The organism is Micromonospora marina (assembly GCF_900091565.1).
Lineage (GTDB): Bacteria > Actinomycetota > Actinomycetes > Mycobacteriales > Micromonosporaceae > Micromonospora > Micromonospora marina.
The window spans coordinates 158,227-179,844 of record NZ_FMCV01000010.1; the positions used below are offsets into that span (position 1 = coordinate 158,227).

Genomic DNA, 21,618 nt, shown 5'->3' on the forward strand with positions numbered 1-21,618 from the left:
GCGCCGGATCGGGGGAGGTGGCGGCCGTGGATCCCACCGGCGAGGCGGAACCCGCGCGCGACGCGACGAGCGCCGCCGGCAACCCGCGAATCGGGACGGACACGAGCAGCGGACGGCCCGTCGACGTCGAGCCGGGCGAGTTCGAGCCGAGCGGCCGGTTCGGCGTGCCGGGCCGCCCGCTGCGGCGCAGTGCCTTCCTGATCGGGTTCACCGGCGCGCTCGGCGTGCTGCTGGCGTACGCGCTGTTCCTGGGCATCCGCAACGCCGCCGGCATCCTGGTGCTGGTGGTGATCGCGCTGTTCCTCGCGGTCGGCCTGCACCCGGCGGTGGTCCGGCTGCGCAGGTGGGGCGTGCCGCGTGGGCTGGCCGTCGCGGTGGTGACGCTCGTCGTGGTGCTGCTGATCGTCGGCGGGCTGCTGGCGCTGGTGCCGCCGGTGGTGACCCAGTCCGGCCAGTTCGTGCAGCAGCTGCCCGGGTACGTCGAGGAGCTGCGCCGCAATCCCACCGTCAACGACCTCGTGGTCCGCTACGACGTGATGGAACGGGTCCAGGCGGCGGCGGACGCGGACACGATCGGGCGGGCGCTCGGCGGGGTGCTCGGTGGGGCGCAACTGGTCTTCGGGACGATCTTCCGCCTGCTCACCGTGCTGGTGCTGACGATCTACTTCCTGGCGTACTTCGACAAGCTGCGCGAACTCGGGTACGCGCTGGTGCCGCGCTCGCGCCGGCAGCGGGTCCGGCTGATCGGTGACGAGATCCTCACCCGGGTCGGCGCGTACATGGTCGGCGCGCTCGCCATCGCGGTGCTGGCCGGGGTGACCACGTTCGTGTTCGCGCTGGCCGTCGGCCTGCCGTACCCGTTCGCGCTCGCGGTGGTGGTTGCGGTGACCGACCTGATCCCGCAGATCGGCGCGACGCTGGGCGCGGTGGTGGTGACGCTCGTCGGGCTCGCCACGGATCTGCCGGTGGGCATCGCCTGCCTGGTGTTCTTCGTGCTCTACCAGCAGGTCGAGAACTATCTGATCTATCCGAAGATCATGCGCCGGGCGGTGTCGGTGAACGAGGTGGCGGCGTTGCTCGCCGCCCTGCTCGGGGTGGCGCTGCTGGGCGTGGTGGGCGCGCTCATCGCGATCCCCACCGTGGCCGCGTTGCAGCTGATCCTGCGCGAGGTGGTGCTACCCCGCCAGGACGCCCGCTGAAGCGGCTACTCGGCGCGTCGCTGGGCCGGGCCGGGCACCGGGGTGTCGGCGAACGCGGCGACAGTGCGGTCGGCGTACGCGCTGACGTCGCCGGTCTCCATCGGGCCGTCCCAGGTGGTCGGCAGCGGCAGCGGTACGCCGGGGACGACCCGCTGGACGATCTCGTCCAGCACCTTCTCCGCGTCGCCGACCCACAGGTGCTTGGCACCGTCCACGCCCACCACCTCGGCCTGCGGCACGGCGGCGAACCGCTCCCGGGCCTCCTCCGGCCGCAGGTAGTCGTCGAACTCGGGCACCAGGGCGGTGAGCGGCTTGCCCGTCTCGGCCCAGACCGCCAGGTCCTCCGGGGCGGAGTAGCGCAGCGGCGGGGAGAGCAGGATCGCTCCCGCCACCGCCGGGTCGCAGCCGTACTTCAGCGCCAGGTCGGTGCCGAACGACCACCCGACCAGCCAGATGTTCGGCAGCTCGTGGAACTCGGCGTACTCGATCGCGGCGGCCACGTCGAACCTCTCCCCGACCGCCCCGTCGAACGCCCCCTCGCTGGTGCCGCGGACGCTGCTGGTGCCCCGGGTGTTGAACCGGAGCACGGCCAGGCCGGCCAGCTCCGGCAGCCGCCAGGCCGCCTTGCGGAACACGTGGCTGTCCATCATCCCGCCGTGGGTGGGCAGCGGGTGCAGGCAGACCAGGGTGGCGGACGGCTCGCCCTCCAGCGGCCGGGCCAGCTCACCGACGAGCGTCAGCCCGTCGGCTGTGTGCAGCTCGATGTCCTCCCGGCGGCCGGGCAGGATCGACGACGCGCGAATCGGAGTGCTCACGCCTACCAGTCTCCCGTGTCGGCGGCCCTGCCGCCCAGTGGGACGGGAACCGGGTGATCCAGATCGCTCAGCCGTAGCGCGGGGCGCCCCGGCCGCGCTGAAGGTTCGGGCCGCGCCGGTCCCGGGCCCGCCAGCAGCCGGAGTGCCAGTGCCGGCGATCGGTCAGGTCACCCCGGTCGTCGGCCGGCCAGGCCACCAGGTGCGCCACGCCCGGCCGGATCTCCTGGTCACAGCCGGGACAGCGGTACGTCTTGACGGATGCGCCGCCGCTGATCGCGCGTATCTGCCAGTCGCCGTCGCGCCACTGCTGCACTGTCGGCACGCCGTGGCGGGCACGCTCAGCGTCCAGGCCGGGGCCTTCTTCCCGGCGGGCCCGATTTCGACGGGGACTCACGATCCCAGCCTACGGCCCATCCCCACCCCACCGCCGATGCCCCGAACCCGAGCGATCTCGGTACGGATACGCCCTTCCCGGGGCGGTTCCGTACCAAGATCTCGCTCGTGGCCGGCCGGGATCAGCGGCGGGTGTGGTCGCGGAACCCGCGGCCGGACTTGCGGCCCAGGTAGCCGGCCGTGACCAGGTGCTCCAGCAGCGGCGCCGGGGCGAAGCCGGGCTCGCGCAGCTCCAGGTAAAGCTCCCGCTGGATGGCCAGCGACACGTCCAGGCCGACCACGTCGAGCAGCTCGAACGGGCCCATCGGGTAGCCGCAGCCGAGCTTCATCGCGTAGTCGATGTCGTCGGCGGTCGAGTAGCTGGCCTCCAGCATCTTCACCGCGTCGTTCAGGTACGGGAACAGCAGCGCGTTGACGATGAACCCGGACCGGTCGCCGCAGACCACGCCGGTCTTGCCGAGCTTCGCGCAGACCGCGCGGGCGGTGGCCGACGTCTCGGCGGAGGTGCGGATGGTCTGCACGATCTCCACCAGCGGCATGATCGGCGCCGGGTTGAAGAAGTGCAGGCCGACCACGTCGGCGGGGCGCTGGGTCGCCATCGCCACGTCGATCACCGGCAGCGACGAGGTGGTGGTGGCGAGCACGACGCCGGGCTTGCAGATCTCGTCGAGGCTGGCGAACAGCGCCTTCTTGACGCTCAGCTCCTCGACCACGGCCTCGACCACCAGGTCGACGTCGGCCAGGTGCTCCAGCGTCGCGGACCAGGTGATCCGGCCGAGCGCCTCGTCCCGGTCGGTCTCGCTGAGCTTGCCCCGCACCACGCCCTTGTTCAGCGAGGTCTTGACCGCCTCGCACACCTTCGCGGACTTCTCCGCGCCCCGGGTCACCGAGACGACCTCGTACCCGGCCTTGGCGAACACCTCGATGATGCCGGTGGCCATGGTGCCGGAGCCGACCACGCCGACCTTCGCGATGGCGCGGGTGCCGTCGGCGGGCGCGGCGTCCGCGGCGAGCGGCGTGAACTCGTCGGGTACGACCTTCGGGGAGCCCGGCCGCTCGTAGGTGTAGAAGCCGCGACCGGACTTGCGGCCCAGCAGACCGGCGGTGACCATCTGCTTGAGCAGCGGGGCCGGGGCGTGCCGCCGGTCCCGGCCGCCGCGCCGGTACATGGTGTCGAGGATCTCGTACGCGGTGTCCAGGCCGATCAGGTCCATCAGCGCCAGCGGGCCCATCGGCAGGCCGCAGCCGAGCTTCATGGCGGCGTCGATGTCCTCGCGGGTGGCGTAGCGGGCCTCGAACATGCCGACCGCGTGGTTCAGGTAGCCGAACAGCAGCGCGTTGGCGATGAAGCCGGCCCGGTCGCTGATCGTCACGTCGACCTTGCCGAGCCGCTCGCAGAGCGCCTCCACGTCGGCGACCACGTCGGCGGAGGTGACCACCGTGCGGACCACCTCGACCAGCTTCATCACCGGGGCCGGGTTGAAGAAGTGGATGCCGATGACCTGGTGGGGCCGGGAGGTGGCGACGGAGATCTCGGTGACGCTCAGCGAGGACGTGTTCGTGGCCAGGATCGCCTCGGGCTTGCAGACCCGGTCCAGCTCGGCGAAGATCCGCTGCTTGAGGTCCAGGTGCTCGGGCACCGCCTCGATCACCAGGTCCACGTCGTGCAGCGCGTCCAGCCCGACGCGGAAGTCCACGCGCGCCATCAGGGCGTCCCGCTCGGCCTCGGCGAGCTTGCCCTTGGCCACGGCCCGGTCGGTGGAGCCGGTCAGCGTGGCCCGGCCGCGCTCCAGCGCCGCGTCGGAGATCTCGACGGCTGCGACGTCGAGGCCGTTGCGGGCGAACACCTCCACGATGCCGGCACCCATGGTGCCCAGACCCACCACGCCCACCCTGGTGAACTCCCGCGCCACGACCGGCCTCCCCTGGCTCGACTCCGCCGTCCGCGACATGAACGGCCGCTAAGGTTATGCGCCGGAGTCTGCCATGTGACGCTGTGTTGTCGAGACGCCGTGGGATATTTCACGGCACCGCGCCTCACCCGGTGACGTTCTCCCCGGCCAGCGCCAGCAGCTCGGCGACGAACTCCGCCGGCCGTTCCAGGTGCGGGCTGTGTCCGCAGCCGGGCAGCACGACCTCCCGGTACGTCCCGCCGGCCGCCGCGTACCGGTCCAGCACCGCGCGGGTCTGCCCCACCATCGGCTGGGGCGGGCACTGCTGCGCGCCGGGCCAGCCGGGCACCACACCGAGCTGACCGAGGTACGCCAGGTCGAACAGCGAGGTGTCCGAGACGATCACGTCGGCGTCACCGCGTACCCAGGTCACCGGCGGCTTGACCGGCACGGCGACCAGCGCGTCGGCGAGCCGGAAGTGGGCCGGGGCGAGCGCGTTGAGCACGCCGCGCCCCCCGGCGGCGGTCCCCGGCCAGTGGGCCGAGGCGACAGCCGTGCCCGGGTAGTTGTCGTCGCCGGTGGCGGTGGTCAGCATGCTCTCCAGCAGCAGGTCCTCGTCGTCGCCCAGCGCGGCGGGGTCGGCCACGTACGCGGCGCGCAGCACCGCGCGCGGGCTGGTCGGACCGTCCGCGCTCCGGTCACCGGCGGCGAGCCGGGCCACGAAGTCCGGGTTCGCGCCGCCGGCGCCGGTGCCGGCGAAGTCGGGCGTGGTGGGGGTGCCGTCGCGGTCCCGGGTGCCGCCGAAGCCGTACGGGGACACCGGAGCCTCCAGCAGCAGTCCCGCCACCCGATCCGGGTGGCCGACGAGCAGCCGCATCGCGACGCCACCGCCCAGCGAGTGCCCGGCCACCACCGGCCGGGCGCCGGACGGGAACAGCTCCGGGACGTCCAGCAGCGCGGCCACGTCGTCGGCGAAGTCGTCCAGCCCTCGGGTGGCGTCGACCGGCGCGGTGTCGGTCTCGCCGTACCCGCGCAGGTCGGGGGCGACCACCCGCAGCGTCTCCGGGAGCCGGGCCAGCAGCGGTTTCCAGAACGCGGAGGAGGAGACGTTGCCGTGCACCAGCAGCACCGGCACGCCGTCCGGTGGACCGGCCACGCGGACCGCCTGGGTGATGCCGTTGGCCTGGACCGTGAGCCGTTCGCTGCGCATCCGCGCATGCTGGCACGCCCGCGCGACCCCGGTCCATGTGCCCCACCGACACAGCACCCCACCCCGACATGGCCCCAACCGCCCCACTCCGCCGGCCCGGCCTTGCGGCCGGCGGGTGCCGGGCCTCGGCGTTGCCGGGCCGCTAGCTGACGTCGGCCGGCTGGGCCTCACGCGCCTCGATCGGCTGGCGCGGCCCGGGGACGGGCAGCGGCAGGGTGGGCCGCTGGTCGCGGCGGAGCGCGCCGAAGCTCATCCCGACCGGGTCGGTCCGGGCCACGCCCGGGTCGTAGAGGCGCAGGTCGGTGCGGCCCAGCCGGACCACGTCGCCGTCGGCGATGGCCACACTGCCGGTGACCCGGGTGTCGTTGAGCCAGGTGCCGTTTGTCGAGCTGAGGTCGGTGAGCAGCACCCCCTCCGGGGTGGCCCGTACGGAGGCGTGCCGCCGGCTCAGGTGCGGGTCGGCAAGCACGATGTCGGCGGTCGGCGCGCGGCCGATCACCTGTGCCTCCTGGCCGACCCGGAACGTGAGCCCCCGCATCGCCCCACCCGACACCGTCAGCAACGGCATCAGCTCAGGATGCTCCTTCATGGACAGTCGACCTCCACCCCATCGCCCCGCGGCGTCAGCCTGCCACCTCACCGTAGCGGCTTGCACCCCCGCCCGGTCACCCCCGCGACCCCGGCCGGTCATCTCCCGTTCGCCGTTTCGGACGGCACCTCCGTCGATGCGACGGCTGATCGTCCGCGCAGCGTACGGCGCGTTCCACACCTACCGACGAGTAATTCTCGGGTCTAGACTTCGGCCATGACCGCTGTGCATGTGCCGGGTGCCCCGCTCATCTCCGAGGGTCTGCTGGTGTCGACCAGCCCGGCCACCGGCGCCGAGGCAGGCAGATTCCCGCTGGCCGACGAGGCGGACGTGCGTGCCGCGGTCGACCGCGCCCGGGCGGCCGGCGACTGGTGGGCCGGGCTCGGTTCCGCCGGCCGGCGGGACCGCCTCCAGCGCTGGCGCGGCGTGCTCGCCCGGCGGATCGAGGAGCTGGCCGACCTGATGCACACCGAGGGCGGCAAGCCGGTCGGTGACGCCGTGGTGGAGATCCTCACCGCGCTGGAGCACATCGACTGGGCGGCCCGCAACGCCCGGCGGGTGCTCGGGCCGCGCCGGGTCCGCTCCCGCCTGATCCTCGCCGAGTTCACCGGTCACCTCGAATACCAGCCGTACGGCGTGGTCGGCGTGATCGGCCCGTGGAACTATCCGGTCTTCACGCCGATCGGTTCCGTCGCGTACGCGCTCGCGGCCGGCAACGCCGTGGTGTTCAAGCCGAGCGAGTACACCCCGGCGGTCGGTCAGTGGCTGGTCGACCGGTTCGCCGAGGTCGTGCCGGAGCAGCCGGTGTTCCAGGCGGTGCACGGCTTCGGCGCGGTCGGTGCGGCGCTGTGCCGCTCCGGGGTGGGCAAGGTGGCGTTCACCGGCTCGACAGCGACCGCGAAGCGGGTGATGGCCGCCTGCGCCGAGACGCTCACGCCGGTGCTGCTGGAGGCCGGCGGCAAGGACGCGATGATCGTGGACGCCGACGCCGACCTGGACGCCGCCGCGGAGGCGTGCGTGTGGGGCGGGCTGACGAACGCCGGCCAGACGTGCATCGGCATCGAGCGGGTCTACGCGGTCGACCAGGTCTTCGACGCCTTCGTGGACAAGGTGGTGGCGAAGGCCGGGCGGCTCACCGTCGGCGCCGACGGGTCCGACCTCGGACCGATCACCATGCCGTCGCAGATCGATGTCATCCGGCGGCACATCGACGACGCGCTCGACCGGGGCGGCCGGGCGGTGCTCGGCGGCCCGGAGGCGGTCCAGCCGCCGTACGTGCACCCGACGGTCCTGGTCGACGTGCCGGAGGACTCGGCGGCCGTGCAGGAGGAGACGTTCGGCCCGACGCTCGTGGTCAACCGGGTCCGTGACGTGGACGAGGCGGTCGAGCGGGCAAACGCGCTGCCGTACGGGCTCGGGGGTTCGGTCTTCGGCCGGGCGCGGGCGGTGGCGGTGGCGCGGCGGCTACGCTCCGGGATGGCCTCGGTCAACTCGGCGCTGACGTTCGCCGGCATGTCGACGCTGCCGTTCGGCGGCACCGGCGAGTCCGGCTTCGGCCGCATCCACGGCGAGGAGGGCCTGCGCGAGTTCGGCCGGCCCAAGTCGGTCACCCGCCGCCGGGCCCGGTCGCTGCTGCCGGCGATGACGTTCGAGCGCACCCCGGCCGACGTCGCCCGCCTGGTCAAGATCGCCAAGCTCATGTACGGCCGGGGCCGCTGAGGCGGCACCTCAGAACAGCGTCAGCTCGTCGCGCTCGATGCCGCGCAGCTTGTCGTAGTCGACCACCACGCACCGGATGCCCCGGTCGGTGGCGAGCACCCGCGCCTGCGGCTTGATCTCCTGCGCGGCGAACACCCCGGAGACCGGCGCGAGCAGCGGATCGCGGTTCATCAGCTCCAGGTAGCGGGTGAGCTGCTCCACGCCGTCGATCTCGCCGCGCCGCTTCACCTCGACCGCCACCGCACCGCCGACCGCGTCCCGGCAGAGCAGGTCGACCGGCCCGATGGCGGTCATGTACTCCCGCCGGACCAGCGTGAAGCCCTCCCCCAGCGTCTCCGGGTTCGCGGCGAGCAGTTCCTGCAGGTGGGCTTCGACGCCGTCCTTGCGCAGGCCCGGGTCCACGCCCAGCTCGTACGAGGTGTCCTGGAAGATCTCCTCCAGGGTGATGCGCAGCTCCTCGCCGGCCTTGTTCACCACCCGCCAGACGCCGGGGGCCTCCTCCAGCCGGCAGGGCGGGCTCATCCAGTTCAACGGCTTGTAGGCCCGGTCGTCGGCGTGGATCGACACCGACCCGTCCGCCTTCACCATGAGCAACCGGGTCGCCGGGGGCAGGTGGGCCGAGAGCCGTCCGACATAGTCCACCGAGCACTTCGCAATCACCAACCGCACCCGCCGAGGGTAGCCGAGTCCCCGGCGGACGCCGACGAGCGCCACTGGCGCACCGGTGCCATATTGAGATCGTGCTCGAAGTCCTCACCGGTTCCGGCCTGGCCGCCTCGGCGGGCCTGAACGCCTACATCCCGCTGTTGCTGATGGGGCTGCTGTCCCGCTACACCGACCTGGTCGAGCTGCCGAGCGGCTGGCAGTGGCTCGGCAACGGCTGGGTGGTGCTGATCCTCGCGGTCCTGCTCGCGGTCGAAGTGGTGGCCGACAAGGTGCCGGTGGTCGACCACGTCAACGACGTGGTGCAGACGGTGGTCCGGCCGACCGCCGGCGGGCTCGCGTTCGGCGCGGGCGCCGGCTCCGAGACGGTGACCGTGAGCGACCCGGACACGTTCTTCTCCACGCACCAGTGGGTGCCGGTCCTGGTCGGTGTGCTCATCGCGCTCGGCGTGCACCTGCTCAAGGCCGCGGCACGGCCGGTCATCAACGCGACCACGGCCGGGGTGGGCGCGCCGGTGGCCAGCACCGCCGAGGACGCGACGAGCGTGGTCATGTCGGTGGTGGCGCTGCTGCTGCCGGTGCTGGTCCTGGTGTTCCTGGTCGCTCTGGTGATCTTCGTGCCCTGGCTGTTCCGCCGTCGCCGTGAGCGGCGCCGCGAACGCGCCGCCGCCCGGGAGGCCGGCTTCCGCGTCTGACCCGCACCGACTTCCGAAACCTCTAAAATCGGGGCAAGAAACCCAAGGAGGTACGGGAGATGACCGCGTCGTTGGAGATGCCCCGGGTCCAGGAGTGCGCCGTCAGGTCCTGCGCCTACAACCACACGAACGACTGCCACGCCTTCGCCATCACGATCGGCAGCAGCGACCACGCCCACTGCCACACGTTCGTGGAGATGCCGGTGCGCGGCGGCCTCGACCAGTTGGTCGCCCAGGTCGGCGCGTGCTCACGCGCCGACTGCCGGCACAACTCCGACCTGGAGTGTCGCGCCCCGGCCATCACCGTAGGCCCCAACATGGACATGGCCGACTGCATGACCTACGAGAGCCGCTGAGCCGCGCGCAGGCGGGCGTTAAGCGCGCAGGCGGGCGTTAAGAAGGGGCCCCTTCACTACCGGAGGCGTTAAGAGGGGGCCCTTCCTTTCAATCCAGCGCGTTCGCCTCGCGGATCACGGTGACCAGTTCGTCGATGATGCCGGTGAGCGCGAAGTCCTTCGGCGTGAACACCCGGGCCACCCCGGCGGTCCGCAGCGCCTCGGCGTCGGCGGCCGGGATGATCCCGCCCACCACCACCGGCAGGTCTCCCCGCCCGGCCGCGCGCAGCCCGTCCAGCACCGCCGGCACGGCGGCCAGGTGCGAGCCGGACAGCACGGAGAGCCCGACCAGGTCGACGTCCTCCTCCACCGCCGCCGCCACGATCTGCCCGGCGGTCAGCCGGATGCCCTGGTAGACCACCTCGAAGCCGGCGTCGCGGGCGCGTACCGCGATCTGCTCCGCGCCGTTGGAGTGCCCGTCCAGCCCCGGCTTGCCGACGAGCAGCCGCAGCCGGCCGCTGCCCAGCTCCCGGGCGGTCGCGACGACCCGCTCGCGGACCCCGGCGAGGGTCGCGTCACCGGCCGCCCCGGCGGCCCCGGCCAGGCCGGTCGGCGCGCGGTACTCGCCGTACACCTGGCGCAGCGCGCCCGCCCACTCGCCGGTGGTGACACCGGCGCGCACGCATTCGAGCGTCGCCGCCATCAGGTTCGCCGTGGTGGCGGCGTCGGCGCGCAGCTTCGCCAGCGCCTCCTCCACCGCTGCCGCGTCCCGGTCGGCCCGCCACCGGCGTACGCCGTCGGTGGCCGCCTCCTCGACGGCCGGGTCCACCTGCTCGATCGCCTCGGCGCCGGCCGCGGTGAGCGGCGACGGCTCGGTCTCGGTGAACCGGTTGACGCCGACTACCACGTCCGAGCCGGACTCCATCCGGCGGCGCCGGTCGGCGAGCGAGGCCACCAGCGCGCTCTTGAGGTAGCCGGTCTCGACGGCGGTCACCACGCCGCCCATCTCCAGCACCTTCTCCAGCTCGACCCGGGCGCCGGCGACGATGTCGTCGACCAGCGCGGTCATCACGTGCGAGCCGGCGAACAGGTCCGGGTACTCCAGCAGGTCCGACTCGTACGCCAACACCTGCTGCATGCGCAGCGACCACTGCTGGTCCCACGGGCGGGGCAGGCCCAGCGCCTCGTTCCAGGCGGGCAGTTGCAGGGCCCGGGCGCGGGCGTCGCGGGACAGCGTGACGCCGAGCATCTCCAGCACGATCCGCTGGATGTTGTTCTCCGGCTGCGCCTCGGTCAGGCCCAGCGAGTTGACCTGGACGCCGTAGCGGAACCGGCGCTGCTTCGGGTTCTCCACGCCGTAGCGGTCGCGGGTGATCTCGTCCCAGAGCGCGCCGAACGCGCGCATCTTGGCGATCTCCTCGACGAAGCGCACCCCGGCGTTGACGAAGAACGAGATCCGCTGGACCACGTCGCCCATCCGCTCGGCCGGCACCTGGCCGGAGTCGCGTACGGTGTCCAGCACGGCGACGGCGGTGGCCAGCGCGAAGCCGACCTCCTGCACCGGCGTGGCGCCCGCCTCCTGGAGGTGGTACGAGCAGATGTTGACCGGGTTCCACCGGGGCATCTCCCGCAGCGTGTACGCGATCACGTCGGCGGTCAGCCGCAGCGACGCGGCCGGCGGGAAGATGTACGTCCCCCGGGACAGGTACTCCTTGATGATGTCGTTCTGCGTGGTGCCGGCGCAGCGGCTCAGCTCCGCGCCCTGCTCGGCGGCGACGGTGCCGTAGAGGCCGAGCAGCCACATCGCCGGGGCGTTGATGGTCATCGAGGTGTTCATCTCGGCCAGCGGGATGCCCTCGAACAGCGCCCGCATGTCGCCCAGGTGCGACACCGGCACGCCGACCCGGCCCACCTCACCGGAGGCCAGCTCGTGGTCCGGGTCGTACCCGGTCTGGGTGGGCAGGTCGAAGGCGACCGACAGGCCGGTCTGCCCCTTCGCCAGGTTGCGGCGGAAGAGCGAGTTCGTGGCCGCGGCGGAGGAGTGCCCGGCGTACGTGCGCATCACCCACGGGCGGTCCCGCTCGGGCAGCCGTCCCGGCATCGCGTCGTCCATGGCCGGAGTTTAAGTTACCGTTCAGTAAAAGAGAGTGTGGAAAACCACACAACCCGATGCCCGCACCGGTGGGCCGGCACTCGGCCGGCCCACCGCACGGGTCATTCGCTGCGGGCGGTCTCCGGACCGGTGATCCGTTCCAGCAGCGGCAGGGTGGCCGCGATGACGGCGAGGCAGCCCAGCACGCCGAGGGCCATGACCGCCGCGAACCCGATCCCTGGTAGGCGCAGGTCGTAGCCCATCTGCGCGCGCAGGAACAGGTGCGCGGCGGCCAGTCCCATCCCGACCGCGACCACGGCGACGGTCAGCAGCGGCACCACGCTCTCCAGCGTCACCACGCGGCGCAGCAGCCGTACCGGGGCGCCACTGAGCCGCAGCAGGCTGAACGGCCGCCTCCGTTCACTGAGACCGGCCGCCACCGCCACGGCCAGGCTGCATCCGGCGAGCGCGAGACCGGCCACCACGACGAGATCGGCCAGCCGCTGCCAGCCCCGCATGGTGTCGGCGAAGTCGGCCTCGAAGTCGCCGGGCACGTTCGGGGCCACGAAGAAGGTGGGGAATGCGGCTTCGAGGACCGTCCGGGCCCGCTCCACCGCGACCGGGTCCGCCGCGTCGACCGCCACCGAATCCGCCGGGAGTCCCGCGAGGGCAGCCGGGTCCACCGGGGACGACGGCCAGACCCGGTCGGCCGAGGCGGACTCCCGCCAGGGGATCAGGCCCGGCGGCACCTCGGCGACGCTCGTGCCGGCTGCGCACCGCCCGTAGGCGGGCGGGATGTCCGCGCAGGCGATCACCCCGGAGTCGCGGCCGTCACCGCGTACCGGGTTCTGCCGGACGAGCACCGGGTTGCGGACGCCGGGAACCGCCGCCAGATCGGCCAGCAGCGTGCCCGGCGCCGGGGCGTCGTCCATCAGCACCATCGACAGCCGGCCGGCCTCCAGGGAACCCCGGGGCGCCGGACCGCGCTCGTGCGCGATCGTCGCCATCACGCCCACGGCCACCGTCGTGACGAACAGCGCGAGCATCACGCCGCTCACCGCCCGGAACCCGGCGGACGGGTTGTCGGCTAGCCGGCGCGCGGCGATCAGCGCGGCCGGCCGGCTGGCCCGGGCGGCCATCGCCCGGGCGCCGACCATGGTCAGCCACGGGCCGCCGGTGAGCAGCCCGACCATGACCAGCAGCAGGGCGGGCAGGAACAGCGCCGTCTGGCCGTCCGACGTGGGCGGCCGGTACACCAGGGCGAAGCCCAGCCCGGCCAGGCCGAGCGCGAGCGGGATCAGCCGGTACGCCCGGGGCGGCCGGGGTGTGACGCGGCGGCTGACACCGAGCGGGGAGATCCGGACCCGGCGCAGCGCGACCCAGGCCGCGGCCGCCGCGCCCGCCGGCACGCCGAGCGCCACCAGGAGGGCCTCCGGCGCGCCGATGGCCATGTCGCCGGGGAAGAACGGCATGCCGGTGAACGGGATGCCGGCGAGCTGCCCGCGGAACGCGAAGAACGCCGCGGAGCCGGCCGCCGCGCCGGCCGCCGCCGCGAGCGCGGCCTCGACGGCCGCGACCGCCGAGATCTGCCGGGGCGTGGCCCCGACCAGCCGCATCGCGGCGAACCGCTGCTCCCGGCGGGGGGCGCCGAGCCGGGTCGCCGTGCCGATGAAAACGAGTACGGGGAACAGCAGTCCGCCCGCGACCACGCCGAGGATGAGGTCGACAGCCGCACCCGGCAGCGGAGCGCTGTCGTCTTCGAGCCGGGTGATCTTCCGGACCTGGTCGAGCCTGCCCACCTGCTCCGGGGTGCCGCCGACCAGGACGAGCAGGGTGTCCGGCGAGGTGAGCGCCGCCGGCCCGACGGCGCCGAGGTCCCGGCCCGGGTAGCGGTCGGCGAGCTGGTCGGCAGGGGTGGCGGCCAGCAGCCTCCGCAGCGCCGGGAAGGCGTAGAACTCGCCGGGTCCTGGGGTACGGGGGACGCCGACCGGCGTGGGCGCGTCCGGGCCGGTCGCGGCGACGTCGACCCGGATGATCTGATCGCCGCGGAAGTAGTCGGTCCGGGTGGACCACAGCAGCGGGTCGGCGGACCCGCCCGCCGTCTCCTGCGGGTACATCGACGCGTAGCGGGTGAGCTGGGCGTCGGTGGCGTGCACACCGGCGAGCGTGGTGAGCATCAGGCCGGTGCCGACCGCGACGGCGGCGGCGATGGCTACCAGCCGGACCAGCGCCTCCCGGCCACCGGCGACGGCGAGCCGGAGCGCGAGCCCGATCATGAGGCGACCCCGGCGGGGGCGTTGACCCGGCCGTCCCGCACCATGACCTCCCGGTCGGCGTACGCGGCGATGCGCGCCTCGTGCGTCACCAGGACGACTGTGGTGCCCTTCTCGCGGGCGGCGTCCACCAGCAGCGTCATCACCTCCTCGCCGGTGAGCGAGTCGAGCGCGCCGGTGGGCTCGTCGGCGAACAGCACCCGGGGCTCCGCGACCAGGCCGCGAGCGAGGGCGACCCGCTGGGCCTGCCCGCCGGACAGCTCCCCGGAGCGGCGGTGCTCCATGCCGGCCAGGCCGAGCCGCTCGAACCAGCCCCGCGCGGCGCGCAGCGCCGGGGTACGGCGGACACCGCGCAGCAGCAGCGGCAGCGCCACGTTCTCCGCCGCGGTGAGTTCCGGCACGAGCTGGCCGAACTGGAAGACGAAGCCGAAGCTGTCGCGGCGCAGCGCGCTGCGGTCGGCCTCGCCGAGCGTGTCGATCCGGGTGCCGTCGAACCGGACCTCACCGGAGTCGGGGCGCAGGATGCCGGCCAGGCAGTGCAGCAACGTCGACTTGCCGGAGCCGCTCGGTCCCATCACGGCGACGACCTCGCCGGCGGCCACGGCGAGGTTCGCGCCGCGCAGGGCGGGTGTCTCGCCGAACGCGTACGTGACGTCGCGTGCCTCGATCATCGGGCTCATGGCCGTACCGCCTCTCTCAGGGCGTCCAGCCGGGCGCCCGTCGTCTCGATCCACCGCAGGTCCGCCTCGAGGTGGTAGAGGCCGTGGTCGGCCAGCATCACGTCGACGAGTTCGCCGCTGCGCTTGATCTCGGTGAGTTCGCGCATCCGGCGCAGGTGGGCGGCGCGCTGGGTGTCCAGGTACTCCTCGGCCGGGCGGTCGAGCATCAGCGCGAGCACGACCTTGGTGAACAACAGGGTCTGCAGGTGCGGTTCCGGTTCGACCGGCTCGGTCAGCCAGTGCTCCACCTCGGTGGCGCCCACGTCGGTGATGACGTAGCGCTTGCGGTCCGGCCCGGCGCCGGGAGCGACGTCGCCGACCACCACCTTGCCGTCGCGGGCGAGCCGGCTCAGCGTCGAGTAGACCTGCCCGTACGGCAGCGGCTTGCCGCGCCCGAAGAAGGTGTCGTAGTCGCGCTTGAGGTCGTAGCCGTGGCTCGGTTCGCGTTCGAGCAGGCCGAGCAGGGTCAGGGGAACGGTCATGACCAGAGACTACACCGAGTGTATACCTCGCGTATATAGCCGACCCGGCAGTGGAACGGGCCACCGCACGACGCACACTTGACGTCATGGAGAACGAGCTCGCGATTTCCGTGCGAGGGCTGCGCAAGGCGTACGGCGACAACGTCGCCGTCGCCTCGGTGGACCTGGACGTCCACCGGGGTGAGGTGTTCGCCCTGCTCGGCCCGAACGGCGCCGGCAAGACCACCACGGTCGAGATCCTGGAGGGCTACCGGCAGCGCGACGCCGGCGAGGTACGCGTCCTCGGCGCCGACCCGGCCCACCCCGACGCCGGCTGGCGCTCCCGGGTCGGCATCGTGCTCCAGGGCACCGGCGAGTTCGACGAGCTCACCGTCAGCGAGGTGGTCCGCCACTTCTCCGGCTTCTACCCGGAGGCCGACGACCCGGACAAGGTGGTCGAGCGGGTCGGGCTGGGCGCCAAGGCCAAAGCGCGCACGCACACGCTCTCCGGCGGGCAGAAGCGCCGCCTGGACGTGGCGCTGGGCATCATCGGCCGCCCCGAGCTGCTCTTCCTCGACGAGCCGACCACCGGCTTCGACCCGGAGGCCCGGCGCGAGTTCTGGGAGCTGATCCGGGACCTGTCCGCCGCCGGCACCACGATCGTGCTCACCACCCACTACCTGGACGAGGCCGAGGCGCTCGCCGACCGGGTCGGCGTGATCGCCGCCGGGCGGGTGATCGAGGTCGCGCCGCCGAACGCGCTGGGCAACCGGCAGGAGTCGCTGGCGACCGTCTCCTGGCGTACCCCCGACGGGACGTTGGCGTCGGCGGAGACCGCGACGCCGACGGCGCTGGTGTACGACCTGGCCGCGCGCTTCGGCGGCGAGGTACCCGGCCTCACCGTGACCCGGCCGACCCTGGAAGACGTCTACCTGCGGATGATCGGACACTCATGACCACCACGACGAAGCCGGCGGCCCCGGTCACCGCCGCGACCGCTGCCCGGCGGCCCGGCTCGGGCGCGCTGGCGCTGCGCCAGGGGCGGCTGGAGATCACCCAGTTCCTGCGCAGCCGGGAGTCCGTCGTGTTCACGATGGGCTTCCCGATCATCATGATCCTGATCTTCGCGGCGATCTTCAGCGACGAGATCGCACCCGGGGTCAGCTACACGCAGTACTTCATCACCGGCATGATCGCGACCGGCCTGATGACAGTCAGCTTCCAGAACCTCGGCATCTGGATCCCGATCGAGCGGGACCGGGGCGTGCTCAAGCGCTACCGCGGCACGCCGATGCCGAAGTGGGTCTGGTTCGCCGGCAAGGTGATCATGGTGGTGGTCATCGGCATCGCCGAGACCGTGCTGCTGCTCGCCGTCTCGGTGGCGATGTTCGACCTGGACCTGCCGCAGACCACCGCCAAGTGGCTGACGTTCGCCTGGGTCTCCGTGCTCGGCGTCACCGCCTGCACGCTGTGCGGCATCGCGATCTCGTCGCTGGCCCGCACCGCCCGCAGCGGCTCGGCGGTGGTCACCCCGGTCGCGCTGGTGCTCCAGTTCATCTCCGGCGTGTTCTTCGTCTTCACCAGCCTGCCCACCTGGATGCAGCAGGTCGCGGCGATCTTTCCGCTCAAGTGGATGTGCCAGGGGCTGCGCTCGGTGTTCCTGCCGGACAGCTTCGGCGCCCGGGAGCCGGGCGGCTCGTTCGAGCTGGGCACCGTCGCGCTTGTGCTGAGCGCCTGGTGCGTCATCGGCCTGGTGCTGTGCCTGACCACGTTCCGCTGGACCACCAAGCGCGACGGCTGAGGTGCAAGGAAGGGCCCCCTATTAACGCCTCCGGTAGAGGAAGGGCCCCCTATTAACAACGCACGTTAAGAAGGGGCCCTTCCTTACACCCGGGTGGCACACTCGCTGGCATGGCACACACGCTGACCCGGCGGACGGTGCTCACCGCCGCCGCCGGGATCGCCGGGGCCGGCCTGGTCGGCGGCCTGGCCGCCCGGCAACTGGCCGGCCCTCGACCGGGACCGGCTCCGGCCCTGCCGGACGCCCCGGCCGGCGACGAGCGGCTCATCCGTATCGCGTCCGGGGCGCGCGGCCGCGAGGTGGACTTCTGGACGGCGGTGCCCGACGGGTACGGCGACGGCCGCGGCCTGCCCGTCTGCCTGGTGCTGCACGGCGCGTCGGCCACCCCGCGCGACTACGGCCGGTTCGGGCTGGCCCGCTTCCTCACCGACGCGGTACGCCGGGGCGCCCCGCCGTTCGCGCTCGCGGGCGCCACCGGCGGGCGGCTGTCCTGGCGCGCCTCGGGCGACGACGACCCGCAGCGGATGGTGCGCGAGGAGGTACCCACCTGGTGTGCCCGGCGCGGTTTCGACAGCAGCCGGCTGGCCGTGTGGGGCTGGTCGATGGGCGGCTTCGGCGCGTTGCTGCTGGCCGAGACGTACCCGAAGTGGTTGCGGATGGCGGCGGCCTTCTCCCCCGCGGTGAGCCCCGGCGACGCGGTCTTCACCGGCGTGGAGAAGCTGCGCGGCACCCCGGTCGGGCTCTGGTGCGGGCGGCAGGACAACTTCCTCTCCGACGTCCGCGCGCTGGCCCGGGTGCTGCCCGAGGAGCCGGTACGCGCCGCCTGGGCAGACGGGCGGCACAACTTCGGCTACTGGGGCACGGTCATCCCGGACGCGTTCGCGCTGATCGGCACCGCGCTCAGCCCGCCCCGCACGTGAACCGGCCACGGACGTGAACCGCCCCCGGCCGCGCGGGCCGGGGGCGGGACGGGCCGGTCAGTACGAGTAGAAGCCCTGGCCGGTCTTGCGGCCCAGGTCGCCGGCGGTGGCCATGCGCTGGAGCAGCTCCGGCGGGAAGAACTTCTCGTCGGCGGTGTCGGTGTAGATGTTGCGGGTGGCGTTGAGCAGCACGTCCACGCCGGTCAGGTCGACGGTGGCGAGCGGGCCCATGGCGTGGCCGAAGCCCAGCTTGCAGGCGGTGTCCAGGTCCTCGGCGGAGATCACGCCGGACTCGACGAGCTTGACCGCCTCCATCGCCAGCGCGCAGATCAGCCGGGTGGTGACGAAACCGGCGATGTCCCGGTTGACCACCACCACGGTCTTGCCGATCCCCTCGGCGAACGACTTCACCGTCTCCATCGTCGCGTCGCTGGTCTTGTAGCCGCGTACCAGCTCGCAGAGCTTCATCATCGGCACCGGCGAGAAGAAGTGGGTGCCGACGACCGACTCCGGGCGTTCGGTGGCGGTGGCGATCTGGGTCACCGGGATGGCGGAGGTGTTGGTGGCGAGCACCGCGTCCGCCTTGCAAATCTTGTCGAGCGCGCGGAACACCTCATGCTTGATCTCGATCTTCTCGAAGACCGCCTCGACCACGATGTCCGCGTCGGCGGCTGCCTCCAGTTCGGTGGTCGGGGTGATCCGGCCCAGCGTCGCCTCGACGTCGGACGCCTCGATCTTGCCCTTCTCGGCGAACTTCGTCAGCGACTTCCGGATGCCGTCCACACCGCGCTTCGTGGCCGCGTCGTCGATGTCGCGCAGCGTCACCTGCCAGCCCGCCTGCGCCGCCACCTGGGCGATGCCCGAGCCCATCAGCCCGGCACCGACTACCGCGAGTCGACCCGCCATCTGCTTCTCCCTCGCCGTGTTCTGCAACGTCTGCCAGAACCCTACTTAACGAGGGATAAGCCCCGGCCGTCAGATGGCCAGGTCCGGCTCCTCCGGCGCGGTGCCGCGCTCCACCTCGACGCCGAGCGCCAGCAGGTCGGCCACGAAGTCCGGGTAGCCCCGGTCGACGTGGTGCACGTGCGAGACCTCGGTCAGCCCGTCGGCGCAGAGCCCGGCGATGATCAGGCCGGCGCCGGCCCGGATGTCGGTGGCGCGTACCGGGGCGCCGGACAGCCGCTCCCGGCCGCACACCAGGGCGTGGTGGCCGTCGGTACGGATCTCCGCGCCCAGCCGCATCATCTCGTTGGCGAACATGAACCGGCCGTCGAAGATGTTCTCGGTGATCAGCGAGCCGCCGTCGCTGACCGCCGCCAGCCCGATCGCCATCGGCAGCAGGTCGGTCGCGAACCCCGGGTACGGCAGCGTGACCACGTCGACCGCCCGCGGGCGGTCGTCCATCCGTACCCGGAAGGCGTCACCCCGGGTCTCGACCAGGCCGCCGGCCGCGACCAGCTTGTCCAGCGCGACCTCCAGGTACGCCGGGTCGAGGCCGGTCACCGTCACGTCGCCGCGGGTCATCGCGGCGGCGAACGCCCAGGTGCCGGCCACGATCCGGTCCCCCACGGCGGCGTGCCGGACCGGCCGCAACTCGGGTACGCCGACGATGTGCAGCGTCGACGTGCCGGCCCCCTCGATCCGGGCGCCCATCCGGTTCAGCATCGTGCAGATGTCGACGATCTCCGGCTCCCGGGCCGCGTTGTCGATCGTCGTACCGCCCCGGGCCAGCACCGCCGCCATGACCAGGTTCTCGGTCGCGCCCACGCTCGGGAAGTCCAGCACGATGTCGGCACCGTGCAGCCCGTCCGGCGCCTCGGCGATGACGAAGCCGTGCTCACCGGAGATCTCCGCGCCCATCCGGGCCAGCCCGGCGATGTGCATGTCCAGCCCACGCGAGCCGATGGCGTCACCGCCGGGGTGGGCCACCCGGACGTACCCCCGGCGGGCCAGCAGCGGGCCGAGCACGCAGATCGACGCGCGCAGCCGACGGACCAGGTCGTAGTCGGCCTCCGCGCCCGGCCGTTCCGGCACGTCGATGAGCACCGAGCGGGACCGCTCCACACCGCCGTGGGCCACCATCGGGTCGACCGGGTCGTCCGGGCCGAAACGTACGCCGCAGCCGAGCCGCCGCAGCACCTCGCCCATGATCGCGATGTCGGTGATCCGGGGCACGTTGGTGATCAGGCTGCGGCCGGGCGCGAGCAGCGCGGCGGCCATCAGCTTCAGCGCGGAGTTCTTCGCACCCACCACGTGCACGGTGCCGGCGAGCCGGGCGTCGCCGCGCACCCGGATGACGTCGACGTCGTTGAGCGCCGGATCGCTCGCGTCCCCCGGCCCCACCGGACTCGGCCGGGCTGGGATGGTCAGGTCCGGTATCCGTAGGCTGTGCGTCATGGCCGTCCACCTCACGCGCATCTACACCAAGGCCGGCGACGCCGGCATGACCAGGCTGAGCAACAACGAGCAGGTGCCGAAGACCGATCCGCGCATCGCCGCGTACGCGGACGTGGACGAGTGCAACGCCTCGATCGGCGTCGCGCTCGCACTGGGGCAGCTCTCGGACGAGCTGCGGGCCGTGCTGGAGTCCGTGCAGAACGACATGTTCGACGTCGGCGCGGACCTGGCGACGCCGGTCGAGCCGGACCCGAAGTACCCGCCGCTGCGGGTGACCGAGGAGTACGTCGAGCGCCTCGAGGGTTGGTGCGACGAGTACAACGCGCGCCTGAGCAAGCTCGACTCCTTCATCCTCCCCGGCGGCACCGCGGGCGCGGCACTGCTGCACGTGGCACGGACGACCGCCCGGCGCGCCGAGCGTGCGGCATGGGCGCTGGTCGCACACGACCCCGATCGGACCAGTCCCCTCCCGGCAAAGTATCTCAACCGGCTCTCCGATTTGCTCTTTATCCTGTCAAGAACGGCAAATCCGGACGGCGACGTGCTATGGGTACCGGGCGGGAAGCGCTGACCATCGGCGGCCTCCATCACGTGGAGGTGTGGGTACCCGACCTGGCGGCGGCCAGTCGTTCCTGGGGCTGGCTTCTCGGCGAGCTGGGCTGGACGCCGCGCCAGGACTGGCCCGCCGGCCGCTCCTGGCGCCTCGACGCGACGTACATCGTGCTGGAGGAGTCACCGGCGCTCACCGGCCGCACCCACGACAGGCGCGCGCCCGGGCTGAACCACATGGCCTTCCACGCCGGCCCGCCGGCCGCCGTCGACCGCCTGGTCACTGCCGCCGAGAGGTACGGCTGGAAGCTGCTGTTCCCCGACCGGCACCCGCACGCGGGCGGCCCGGACAGCTACGCCGCCTACCTGACCGACGGGCAGGGGTACGAGGTCGAACTGGTCGCCGGGACTGACTGAGCCCGAGGACGGTGTGGTCGAACCTGCTCCCGGCCCTGGTCTACCACTGCTGCCGACCGGTGCCACGCTGATCCTTTTCGGTACGCGTGAAGGCCGGCACCCCGCCGTCGGGGTGCCGGCCTGTCTCGCTTACTTGTTCCAGTGTTCGGCGACCAGGTCGGCGGCCTGCTGCTCCCACTGGGCGTAGTGGTCCGGGTAGGCGGACACCTGGACGGTCTGGGCGGCCTTGGTCAGCGGCATGTCCTGCCAGCCGTCGACCTGCTTCAGACCCTTCAGGAACGCCAGGGTGGAGTACTCGGGGTCGGTGATCTGCTCCACCGTGCCCCAACCACTGGAGGGGCGCTGCTGGAACAGGCCCTGCGAGTCGTGGTCGTTACGGTCACCCAGGTGACCGAGGTTCTCCAGCTTCGACTCCTGCAACGCCGTCGCGATCGACACCACCGCGGCACGCTCGTCCATGCCGGCCTTCTTCGTCGCCG

The 21,618-nt window shown here is 72.7% G+C and carries 21 protein-coding genes and 1 pseudogene; 9 read left to right on the top strand and 13 right to left on the bottom strand.

The features are described from left to right. Window positions 1-17 precede the first annotated feature (17 nt). Window positions 18-1,199: an AI-2E family transporter gene (locus GA0070215_RS14500; protein ID WP_377468166.1), complete on the top strand. Its 1,182-nt coding sequence runs from the start codon at window positions 18-20 to the stop codon at window positions 1,197-1,199. Between the two features lie 5 nt (window positions 1,200-1,204). Here GA0070215_RS14500 and GA0070215_RS14505 read toward each other — a convergent pair whose 3' ends face one another. The 5 genes from GA0070215_RS14505 to GA0070215_RS14525 all read right to left on the bottom strand — a co-directional run bounded on the left by GA0070215_RS14505 (window position 1,205) and on the right by GA0070215_RS14525 (window position 6,098). Next, complete coding sequence (locus GA0070215_RS14505; protein ID WP_018788751.1) at window positions 1,205-2,014, bottom strand: alpha/beta hydrolase; 810 nt, start codon at window positions 2,012-2,014, stop codon at window positions 1,205-1,207. Window positions 2,015-2,081: 67 nt separating this feature from the next. After that, on the bottom strand, window positions 2,082-2,408 hold the full coding sequence (locus GA0070215_RS14510) for a hypothetical protein (RefSeq protein WP_081636038.1): 327 nt from the start codon (window positions 2,406-2,408) through the stop codon (window positions 2,082-2,084). A gap of 121 nt (window positions 2,409-2,529) precedes the next feature. Next, on the bottom strand, window positions 2,530-4,320 hold the full coding sequence (locus GA0070215_RS14515) for a 3-hydroxyacyl-CoA dehydrogenase family protein (protein WP_018788753.1): 1,791 nt from the start codon (window positions 4,318-4,320) through the stop codon (window positions 2,530-2,532). 124 nt (window positions 4,321-4,444) lie between these two features. Then, window positions 4,445-5,509: an alpha/beta fold hydrolase gene (locus GA0070215_RS14520; protein ID WP_091046276.1), complete on the bottom strand. Its 1,065-nt coding sequence runs from the start codon at window positions 5,507-5,509 to the stop codon at window positions 4,445-4,447. 142 nt (window positions 5,510-5,651) lie between these two features. After that, window positions 5,652-6,098, bottom strand: a complete 447-nt coding sequence (locus GA0070215_RS14525; RefSeq protein WP_091046278.1) for an FHA domain-containing protein — start codon at window positions 6,096-6,098, stop codon at window positions 5,652-5,654. A gap of 216 nt (window positions 6,099-6,314) precedes the next feature. Between GA0070215_RS14525 and GA0070215_RS14530 the strand changes: the two genes are divergently transcribed. Further along, window positions 6,315-7,817, top strand: coding sequence for an aldehyde dehydrogenase family protein (locus GA0070215_RS14530; protein ID WP_026268680.1), 1,503 nt, complete (start codon window positions 6,315-6,317; stop codon window positions 7,815-7,817). 9 nt (window positions 7,818-7,826) lie between these two features. Here GA0070215_RS14530 and nucS read toward each other — a convergent pair whose 3' ends face one another. Beyond that, on the bottom strand, window positions 7,827-8,486 hold the full coding sequence (nucS, locus tag GA0070215_RS14535) for an endonuclease NucS (protein ID WP_026268681.1): 660 nt from the start codon (window positions 8,484-8,486) through the stop codon (window positions 7,827-7,829). A gap of 71 nt (window positions 8,487-8,557) precedes the next feature. Here nucS and GA0070215_RS14540 point away from each other — a divergent pair, with 71 nt between their 5' ends. Both GA0070215_RS14540 and GA0070215_RS14545 read left to right on the top strand, forming a co-directional pair. After that, window positions 8,558-9,175 carry a DUF4126 domain-containing protein gene (locus GA0070215_RS14540; RefSeq protein WP_091046282.1) on the top strand — a complete coding sequence of 206 codons (618 nt, stop codon included), beginning with the start codon at window positions 8,558-8,560 and terminating at the stop codon, window positions 9,173-9,175. Between the two features lie 59 nt (window positions 9,176-9,234). Further along, window positions 9,235-9,531, top strand: a complete 297-nt coding sequence (locus tag GA0070215_RS14545) for a DUF1540 domain-containing protein (RefSeq protein WP_018788759.1) — start codon at window positions 9,235-9,237, stop codon at window positions 9,529-9,531. Window positions 9,532-9,619: 88 nt separating this feature from the next. Here GA0070215_RS14545 and GA0070215_RS14550 read toward each other — a convergent pair whose 3' ends face one another. The 4 genes from GA0070215_RS14550 to GA0070215_RS14565 form a co-directional block, all read right to left on the bottom strand. Then, complete coding sequence (locus GA0070215_RS14550; RefSeq protein ID WP_018788760.1) at window positions 9,620-11,623, bottom strand: protein meaA; 2,004 nt, start codon at window positions 11,621-11,623, stop codon at window positions 9,620-9,622. A gap of 101 nt (window positions 11,624-11,724) precedes the next feature. After that, window positions 11,725-13,878, bottom strand: a complete 2,154-nt coding sequence (locus GA0070215_RS14555; protein WP_091046286.1) for an FtsX-like permease family protein — start codon at window positions 13,876-13,878, stop codon at window positions 11,725-11,727. Then, window positions 13,875-14,555: an ABC transporter ATP-binding protein gene (locus GA0070215_RS14560; RefSeq protein WP_091046291.1), complete on the bottom strand. Its 681-nt coding sequence runs from the start codon at window positions 14,553-14,555 to the stop codon at window positions 13,875-13,877. Before GA0070215_RS14560 ends, GA0070215_RS14555 begins: the two co-directional genes overlap by 4 nt. Further along, a complete protein-coding gene (locus GA0070215_RS14565) occupies window positions 14,552-15,076 on the bottom strand; it encodes a PadR family transcriptional regulator (RefSeq protein ID WP_091046296.1) in 525 nt (174 codons plus the stop codon). The genes GA0070215_RS14560 and GA0070215_RS14565 overlap by 4 nt, the downstream gene beginning before the upstream one ends. Window positions 15,077-15,162: 86 nt before the next feature. On the opposite strand from GA0070215_RS14565, the gene GA0070215_RS14570 reads away from it, so the two are divergent. The 3 genes from GA0070215_RS14570 (at window position 15,163) to GA0070215_RS14580 (ending at window position 17,776) form a co-directional block, all read left to right on the top strand. Then, window positions 15,163-16,011, top strand: a complete 849-nt coding sequence (locus GA0070215_RS14570) for an ABC transporter ATP-binding protein (protein ID WP_091046299.1) — start codon at window positions 15,163-15,165, stop codon at window positions 16,009-16,011. Beyond that, a complete protein-coding gene (locus GA0070215_RS14575) occupies window positions 16,008-16,856 on the top strand; it encodes an ABC transporter permease (RefSeq protein ID WP_091046303.1) in 849 nt (282 codons plus the stop codon). Before GA0070215_RS14570 ends, GA0070215_RS14575 begins: the two co-directional genes overlap by 4 nt. Window positions 16,857-16,966: 110 nt before the next feature. Continuing rightward, window positions 16,967-17,776 (top strand): alpha/beta hydrolase, encoded by an 810-nt coding sequence (locus GA0070215_RS14580; protein ID WP_091046306.1) that lies wholly within the window; start codon window positions 16,967-16,969, stop codon window positions 17,774-17,776. Between the two features lie 57 nt (window positions 17,777-17,833). On the opposite strand, the gene GA0070215_RS14585 is transcribed toward GA0070215_RS14580, so the two are convergent. Further along, complete coding sequence (locus GA0070215_RS14585; RefSeq protein ID WP_026268682.1) at window positions 17,834-18,682, bottom strand: 3-hydroxyacyl-CoA dehydrogenase family protein; 849 nt, start codon at window positions 18,680-18,682, stop codon at window positions 17,834-17,836. A gap of 69 nt (window positions 18,683-18,751) precedes the next feature. Further along, window positions 18,752-20,173, bottom strand: coding sequence for a UDP-N-acetylglucosamine 1-carboxyvinyltransferase (gene murA, locus GA0070215_RS14590; protein WP_091046309.1), 1,422 nt, complete (start codon window positions 20,171-20,173; stop codon window positions 18,752-18,754). On the opposite strand from murA, the gene GA0070215_RS14595 reads away from it, so the two are divergent. Together GA0070215_RS14595 and GA0070215_RS14600 are read left to right on the top strand one after the other, a co-directional pair. Further along, the gene (locus GA0070215_RS14595) at window positions 20,172-20,744 is read left to right on the top strand and encodes a cob(I)yrinic acid a,c-diamide adenosyltransferase (RefSeq protein ID WP_013475364.1); all 573 of its coding nucleotides are present in this window, start codon (window positions 20,172-20,174) and stop codon (window positions 20,742-20,744) included. The two genes, murA and GA0070215_RS14595, sit on opposite strands and share 2 nt — an antisense overlap. Then, the gene (locus GA0070215_RS14600) at window positions 20,720-21,139 is read left to right on the top strand and encodes a VOC family protein (protein ID WP_091046312.1); all 420 of its coding nucleotides are present in this window, start codon (window positions 20,720-20,722) and stop codon (window positions 21,137-21,139) included. The genes GA0070215_RS14595 and GA0070215_RS14600 overlap by 25 nt, the downstream gene beginning before the upstream one ends. Window positions 21,140-21,268: 129 nt before the next feature. On the opposite strand, the pseudogene GA0070215_RS14605 reads toward GA0070215_RS14600, so the two are convergent. Next, a pseudogene (locus GA0070215_RS14605) lies at window positions 21,269-21,618 on the bottom strand (hypothetical protein); the annotation flags it as partial.

What these genes read in the sequence shown, in the direction of transcription:
- GA0070215_RS14575 (WP_091046303.1), top strand. Translation starts at nt 16,008, where the DNA reads ATGACCACCACGACGAAGCCGGCGGCCCCGGTCACCGCCGCGACCGCT.
- GA0070215_RS14550 (WP_018788760.1), bottom strand. Translation starts at nt 11,623, where the DNA reads ATGGACGACGCGATGCCGGGACGGCTGCCCGAGCGGGACCGCCCGTGG.
- GA0070215_RS14520 (WP_091046276.1), bottom strand. Translation starts at nt 5,509, where the DNA reads ATGCGCAGCGAACGGCTCACGGTCCAGGCCAACGGCATCACCCAGGCG.
- GA0070215_RS14530 (WP_026268680.1), top strand. Translation starts at nt 6,315, where the DNA reads ATGACCGCTGTGCATGTGCCGGGTGCCCCGCTCATCTCCGAGGGTCTG.
- GA0070215_RS14570 (WP_091046299.1), top strand. Translation starts at nt 15,163, where the DNA reads ATGGAGAACGAGCTCGCGATTTCCGTGCGAGGGCTGCGCAAGGCGTAC.
- GA0070215_RS14565 (WP_091046296.1), bottom strand. Translation starts at nt 15,076, where the DNA reads ATGACCGTTCCCCTGACCCTGCTCGGCCTGCTCGAACGCGAACCGAGC.
- GA0070215_RS14560 (WP_091046291.1), bottom strand. Translation starts at nt 14,555, where the DNA reads ATGAGCCCGATGATCGAGGCACGCGACGTCACGTACGCGTTCGGCGAG.
- GA0070215_RS14555 (WP_091046286.1), bottom strand. Translation starts at nt 13,878, where the DNA reads ATGATCGGGCTCGCGCTCCGGCTCGCCGTCGCCGGTGGCCGGGAGGCG.
- GA0070215_RS14585 (WP_026268682.1), bottom strand. Translation starts at nt 18,682, where the DNA reads ATGGCGGGTCGACTCGCGGTAGTCGGTGCCGGGCTGATGGGCTCGGGC.
- GA0070215_RS14595 (WP_013475364.1), top strand. Translation starts at nt 20,172, where the DNA reads ATGGCCGTCCACCTCACGCGCATCTACACCAAGGCCGGCGACGCCGGC.
- murA (WP_091046309.1), bottom strand. Translation starts at nt 20,173, where the DNA reads ATGACGCACAGCCTACGGATACCGGACCTGACCATCCCAGCCCGGCCG.
- GA0070215_RS14525 (WP_091046278.1), bottom strand. Translation starts at nt 6,098, where the DNA reads ATGAAGGAGCATCCTGAGCTGATGCCGTTGCTGACGGTGTCGGGTGGG.
- GA0070215_RS14545 (WP_018788759.1), top strand. Translation starts at nt 9,235, where the DNA reads ATGACCGCGTCGTTGGAGATGCCCCGGGTCCAGGAGTGCGCCGTCAGG.
- GA0070215_RS14580 (WP_091046306.1), top strand. Translation starts at nt 16,967, where the DNA reads ATGGCACACACGCTGACCCGGCGGACGGTGCTCACCGCCGCCGCCGGG.
- GA0070215_RS14600 (WP_091046312.1), top strand. Translation starts at nt 20,720, where the DNA reads ATGGGTACCGGGCGGGAAGCGCTGACCATCGGCGGCCTCCATCACGTG.